The organism is Peribacillus sp. (assembly GCF_059453735.1).
Genome location: NZ_JAZVJO010000416.1, coordinates 1 through 5,633 on the forward strand (window position 1 = coordinate 1; position 5,633 = coordinate 5,633).

Annotated in this window: 6 protein-coding genes; 2 read left to right on the forward strand and 4 right to left on the reverse strand. The window is 39.4% G+C overall.

Annotated features, from left to right (window positions below):
• The 3 genes from addB to AC52RT_RS13785 all read right to left on the reverse strand — a co-directional run.
• Positions 1-2,323, reverse strand: a 2,323-nt coding sequence (gene addB / locus AC52RT_RS13775; RefSeq protein WP_495541271.1) for a helicase-exonuclease AddAB subunit AddB, incomplete at its 3' end; no start/stop codon positions are given.
• Between the two features lie 254 nt (positions 2,324-2,577).
• Positions 2,578-3,108 (reverse strand): signal peptidase I, encoded by a 531-nt coding sequence (lepB, locus tag AC52RT_RS13780; RefSeq protein ID WP_495541272.1) that lies wholly within the window; start codon positions 3,106-3,108, stop codon positions 2,578-2,580.
• 38 nt (positions 3,109-3,146) lie between these two features.
• On the reverse strand, positions 3,147-3,758 hold the full coding sequence (locus tag AC52RT_RS13785; protein WP_495541273.1) for a TVP38/TMEM64 family protein: 612 nt from the start codon (positions 3,756-3,758) through the stop codon (positions 3,147-3,149).
• Between the two features lie 273 nt (positions 3,759-4,031).
• On the opposite strand from AC52RT_RS13785, the gene AC52RT_RS13790 reads away from it, so the two are divergent.
• Positions 4,032-4,397, forward strand: a complete 366-nt coding sequence (locus AC52RT_RS13790) for a YhjD family protein (protein ID WP_495541274.1) — start codon at positions 4,032-4,034, stop codon at positions 4,395-4,397.
• A gap of 58 nt (positions 4,398-4,455) precedes the next feature.
• Here AC52RT_RS13790 and AC52RT_RS13795 read toward each other — a convergent pair whose 3' ends face one another.
• Positions 4,456-5,022: a competence protein ComK gene (locus AC52RT_RS13795; RefSeq protein WP_495541275.1), complete on the reverse strand. Its 567-nt coding sequence runs from the start codon at positions 5,020-5,022 to the stop codon at positions 4,456-4,458.
• A 225-nt stretch (positions 5,023-5,247) separates the two neighbouring features.
• On the opposite strand from AC52RT_RS13795, the gene AC52RT_RS13800 reads away from it, so the two are divergent.
• Positions 5,248-5,481, forward strand: coding sequence for an IDEAL domain-containing protein (locus AC52RT_RS13800; protein WP_495541276.1), 234 nt, complete (start codon positions 5,248-5,250; stop codon positions 5,479-5,481).
• Positions 5,482-5,633: the final 152 nt, after the last annotated feature.

Consider the following 5,633-nt stretch of genomic DNA (forward strand, 5'->3'; position numbering starts at 1 on the left):
CTGAAAGTTTCTTCGCTTTATTTTCATAAAACAGGCTGGATAACACCCTGATGGCAAGCGGCTTAATATCATCATTTCTCATATATGCATTGTAAACATCCCACCACATTGCATCAATTGGATAACCCCGTTTTAACAACTGCAGCTGGGCAGTTAAATAAGCCAACGCTACATTATAATTAGCAGCAAATGATACTTGCTTTACTGCATCGAAATCGGATGGATCATTCGTATACACCGCTTCATTTACCTGATCCAGCAAATCTCGGACACGTTTTATATAAGAAGAGGGCAACAGCGATTTCCCTTCTTCATCCGCCAGTGGGTATGACATGAATAATGCCTCAGAAGGGGTGGTAAACGCTTTGTAAGCCGTAAATTCTTCATCAAGGAGACGCAGCCCTGAACCTGGAGCGACTTCCAATCCGTCAGCAAGCAGGGCATTACGGTCACTGTCTGAAAAGATGCCCTCAGCTGTCACTTTCCCTGGCAGTATGCCTTCATTTAGACCAATGACAAACGCTGCCCTGACATCATCAATCCTTGATAAATTAAGGTTCGCAACAATTACTTGATCGATAGCGGGCGGAACGAGGGAAAATTTCATAGATTCCATTCCCGTCTCCATTATGGTTGAAAACTGTTTTAGTCCTACCTTTTCATCACCAAGAATCTCCACGTACTGATCAAGAAGATCGATTACAGCATCCCAAGACTGTTCATGCTCTCGGGCTCGTATCAATTCCCCTGCTTCTTCTGCTTCAAACTTCAGCTTGTCGAGTTTCTCTGGAATATGCAGCTCCTCTAAATAAATAAAAAGGGCTTCACAATATTCTCTACCGGTTCTAGCACGCTTTAAGCGGCGGGATAGAGTGAGAATCGGTTCCGTGAACATTTCCTTCAAGTCATTTAACTCATCCTCGAGTTCTTTCTCTTTAGTCGTTTGAGATCTTTCTTCAAGTTCTAAGCCTCTAATTCTCCGGTAACCCCAGCGGTCCTTTGACGTCCACCTTGTCCCTTTTATTCCGCGTGACAACACATAATTCTCAAGACGATCAACTCGTTCACGCATAGAAGGCGTCGTTTGGCCAATGGGTGCCAGCAGCTCCGTTTTAATCGCTCTAAAAACCGTTTCATATCTCCAGTTGCTCACAATAATTTCAAGTGTTGAGCGAATAAGCTCAAGCAGCGGATGATTAAGCATCGAACGCTTCGAATCGATAAAAACAGGAATCTCGTAATCTTTAAAAACAGTATCAATTAAGTCATGATAGGACTCACCGTTTCGAACAAGGATGGCAATATCATTCCATCGATAATCACCATCGCGAACGAGTTTTAGAATATCTCTTGCTGCTCCTTCTACTTCTGCCCGACGATTCACTGCTTGGGTTACGGTGACCCGAGCGTCGAGAGGATACTTTGTCACCGGTCTTACCGCAAAGTTCGTTTCAAGATGTTTCAAAGAAGGACTTCCTGTATAGCGTCCTTCCGCTTCAAGCACCATGTCCTCCTCAATGGATATCCCCTGCTTCAACGCACTTTGGTAAATGTCGTAATAAGTAGAGCCCGTCTGCCTGAACAAGTGAAGTGCATCAGGTGGATTCTGTCTGAATGGCTGATCTAGTGTGAGTGATACCGTTATATGGCGGCTATGCTTCAGCAGTCCAGCAACAATCAACAGTTCCTGTGGTGTGAGACTATAGAAACCATCCATATAAATGGTCGCAGATGCTAAGTATGACGAGTCCGCCATCTTTTCAACAAGCAATTTAAAATAATCTTCTGAGTCTAGATACTTTCCAATCAATTCTTCCTCAAACTGCTGATAGATTAAATCCAAATCATGAAGTTTATCACGAAGTCCCTCAGGCAGTTCTTCTGTTTCATCATGAAAGACTCGCACCTGCTCGGGATCAATGCAATATCGTTTGAACTCCTTCAGCATTTCATCCATTTGGGTTATGAACCCTTGCTTATCCGCAGAACGGCGAAACATTTTTAAATCACTTTTTTTATCTTCCATAATCTTACGAATCAACATAGTAACACCGACGCTGTCAAGATGACGGCGATTCATTCCGCCTGTTTCTTGAAGCACCCTCCAAGCCAGACGGCTGAAGCTGAAAACCTGTGCTCGTACCATCCCGCCGAGATCAGGCGTTTTCACTAATTTATATTCTGACAAAAATGTCATCTGATCCGGCACAAGGTAGATAATTGGATCTCCAGCCGGATCTTTTCGCAGTTTTTCACGAATATCCTCAAGAATTCTTGTCGTTTTTCCTGTTCCCGATCGACCTACTAAAAATTGGAGCGGCATCTTTTTGCCTCCTTCTTCCGTCTACATCTTTACCCCTATCTTAACAGAAAATCCGAGCAGCTTTCTGACAGGATTTCTGGAAATTCTCTTTGGGCCTTTACCTTCTATTTTACCGGTTTGACACGGCTTTTACCAATCGTATGTTCGCCTGACAAACAGGAAAGCGGTCTTATTTACGTTTTTTTGCTTTTTATCGAATTACATAAAAAAGAACCCACACTTGGGTCCAAAATTACACGTTATCAATAGCTGATTTAGAAAGCCCCTGAAAGGGGCCAATATTTAAGATCTACTTTCCCAACGATTCGGTCAATTGGTATAAGGCCGATGTGACGGCTATCCATACTTTCAAGCCGATTATCACCGAGTACAAATACCTTGCCCTCAGGAATCCTATCAACACCAATTATTTCCTTCAAAGTGAAATCACCAGTCAAATGCTGACCAAGAAAAGGGTGCTCGACTAAGTACGGCTCCGAATATTCCTTCTCATTTATCATTAATTTGTCATCTTGATAGGAAATCACATCTCCTGGAATTCCAATTACTCGTTTCACATAATCTTCCTTCCTGTTCGCATGAAAAACAATCACGTCAAAACGCTTAACGGAGGAAAATCGGTAGACAACCCGATCCACAACCAGCTTATTTCCTTGCCCTAAATACGGCTCCATCGATCGACCATCAACTACATAATTAGTAAATAAAAAAGCACGGATTACTAGGAAAATAAGGAAGGCAGCAAGGATACTTCTAATCTTGAAAGATGACTTTTTCTCTTCCATTCAATTGCCTCCGTCAAAAACCACTTTATTAGATAGTATTAGCCGTCCTCTCTCTTCATGCTTTTATTAAGTCTTGCCTCAATCCTTTTTCCTACCAGCCATAGGATAAAAATAACACCTGCCATAATCGCAGTACGAACGGGCTTATGTATCAACGAAACAACGTCATAACCAATAAAGCTAATTGTAAAAATCATAACCAATTTCCCGCCCATTAATGCTAATGCATACTGTCCGCGGCTGATTTTCGATAACCCTGCAACAATATTAACAATTGCCGATGGTGTAAACGGAAAACAAAGAAGTAAAAATAATGGACCAAATCCATGACGATCCACCCACTCCATTAGCTTTTGTACTTGCTTATTCTTATAAAGGAATCGGAGTAGTTTTTTTTGTCCATAATTACGAAAGATAAGAAAAACGAGTAAAGAACCCGTAACGGTACCAATCCATGAAACTAAAAAACCTAACCATAAACCAAAAGCACTGGCATTCGCAACCACAAAAACAACTAATGGTAAGAAAGGTAAAAACGCCTCAAGCATTGGTAATACTACACCTGGAATTGGTCCAAATGATCGGTATTTTTTTATCAGTTCTAGAATATTTTCTGATGTGAGCCACTCTTCTAAGCCATAAAAATCCATAATTCTCTCCCCAGACATCAATCATCCTTGAATTTTGAGTTGTTTATCTAAATGTAAGCGAACAATATACTGAATTGCAAGAATTGCTTTTATTAAGATACTGTTTATTTTCCCTAAATCGAAGGAAAGCTAACCCGTTTTTAAAATAAGAATATCAGCTTGCAACTAAAGGAGTTATCGATTACGATAAAAAGGAACATTTGTTCTTATTTTTTATTCCCTTACATAGAATAAATACATCCCGACATGTCAACTAAGAAAGGAGCCTGACCAATGACCCGAATTCCAGAACATGATCGGAATATGATTGAAAAGGCAATTTACCTTCCGATGGTTATTACGATCTTTAATCTAGATTTAGCGGTTATTGAGAAGAGTTCTTTCAAATTAAAAAAGCCCTACCAAGAATTAGTGGAAGAGGCTCTAAAAATAGTTCAGCAGGAGTTAACTGTTGTACGAAGTTTTTTACGGAAGGAAAATATTAAGGTGAGCGAGATGAAACGTGACAAAGACTTTACTATGTATAGTTTTATCTATAAAGGCTTCGAGGAGCACCATAACTATTTCAACCCGCGCTTACGAAATAAAACAGAGGAATTATTGGCTTATTACTTAGTTAAGAGGCTCTATGAACAATAAGAGTTTTGGAGACAAGCTCTCAACAGAGCAACAGAAGAATGTCCCCAACCACGGTCAACTATCTCAATAAAGAGTATTTTGAAGCGCTTTCATTTTGTTCTGCAATTCCTTTTCTTGAACCTAAATAATACTGCTGCCGTTCTGTTTCTTCTATACGCTGCAAGAGTTTCGTTTTGAGAAGGGCAGTTCTCATTACTTGATTGCCAAATGAACTATAGGAAATGTCTATTTCAATCTGCTGCTGATTTCGAAAAACAACAGATGTCATTCCTGTATCTGCACGAGTAAACTTACTAACATGATGATGTGACAGCCACATACACTGAGGTCGTGCAGGTGAAGAAGTCGGAAAGAAAAAAATAGAGCTTGTTGGATCAATGGCAATTGGAGCCTTGTGGGTAATTCCGATTAAATGTTTTGTTCCATCCTTTCTTCCCTCGTAACTCGAACCAAAATATTCACAGCTCCGTTTAATAATATCCAGAGGTTTAAACGGGGAGATAAATTCATCTTCTAATTCGAAAATCTGGGAATACATTTCACTTCCATACTGAATTGGTTTAATTAGAAGTGTATAAGGATTAATTTCGTACTCCTCAATAAGACCCTCTTGAACCCTTTTCATTAATGTTCTCCCTTCTCCCTTGGCTTTTTACAATTAATTGAAATTTATTACATATTATCATGTTTTATTACAAATTACACTAAAATACACAAAATATTCTGATAAACTTACAATAAAAGTAAAAATAGTCGTACAAACTATTCATTTAAAAAATATTTTGAATTTTCTGTTGAATTTATCCCCTCTTTGCTCATATAATAATAAAAAGTGTCAGGAGTGGTCTTCATGAAAAATGATAAGTCATATTCAGATTTGGCAGAGTCCTCAAGCTTAAAAAAGCGAAAAGTAAATGCCACATTGCAAGAAGTCTTTATTGATATGATCATCCACGAAGCCATACTCAAGGAGAAGAAGAGTAAACTCCAGAAGCAGATTGATGACGCTCTTGATTTGAAGGACAAAAAAGAATTTATGCTATTAAGCCATAAGCTGAATCATTTAATAACCTTGTTTGGTTAATTGCAGTAAAAAAGCCTCTCCACATTGAGAGGCTTTTTTAAAATGTGGCTGTTGATTTCCGTTCCAGGCGTTACGCTTTCCGTAGGCCGTGAGCCTCCTCTTCAATCAACTGTCTTGCTAAATTTGGAGAGATTTTTTACTAACTACCCACG

Coding starts and splice junctions, on each gene's coding strand:
- AC52RT_RS13795 (WP_495541275.1), bottom strand. CDS start 5,022: ATGAAAAGGGTTCAAGAGGGTCTTATTGAGGAGTACGAAATTAATCCT.
- AC52RT_RS13785 (WP_495541273.1), bottom strand. CDS start 3,758: ATGGATTTTTATGGCTTAGAAGAGTGGCTCACATCAGAAAATATTCTA.
- lepB (WP_495541272.1), bottom strand. CDS start 3,108: ATGGAAGAGAAAAAGTCATCTTTCAAGATTAGAAGTATCCTTGCTGCC.
- AC52RT_RS13800 (WP_495541276.1), top strand. CDS start 5,248: ATGAAAAATGATAAGTCATATTCAGATTTGGCAGAGTCCTCAAGCTTA.
- AC52RT_RS13790 (WP_495541274.1), top strand. CDS start 4,032: ATGACCCGAATTCCAGAACATGATCGGAATATGATTGAAAAGGCAATT.